Annotated in this window: 1 protein-coding gene; it reads left to right on the top strand. The window is 73.0% G+C overall.

Going from position 1 to position 270, the window contains the following annotated elements; genetic code table 11:
* Nucleotides 1-270: SDR family NAD(P)-dependent oxidoreductase (locus IH00_RS0135815; protein ID WP_031080633.1), on the top strand; the 270-nt coding region annotated here is incomplete at both ends.

Consider the following 270-nt stretch of genomic DNA (forward strand, 5'->3'; position numbering starts at 1 on the left):
TCCGGTGAGGTGGTGTTCGGTTCTTCGGGCACGGTGCTGGTGACGGGTGGCACGGGTGGTCTGGGTGCGCTGGTGGCGAGGCATCTGGCGTCGGTGTACGGGGTGCGGGATCTGCTGCTGGTGTCCCGCCGCGGTCCGGCGGCCGAGGGCGTCGAGGACCTGGTGGCGGAGCTGGAGCGGTGCGGTGCCCGGGTACGGGTGGAGGCCTGCGACGTCGGCGACCGTGAAGCCCTGGCCGTACTGCTGGGCTCCATCCCCGACGACCGCCCC

This window comes from Streptomyces sp. NRRL S-118 (assembly GCF_000716335.1).
In the GTDB taxonomy this organism is placed as follows: Bacteria; Actinomycetota; Actinomycetes; order Streptomycetales; family Streptomycetaceae; genus Streptomyces.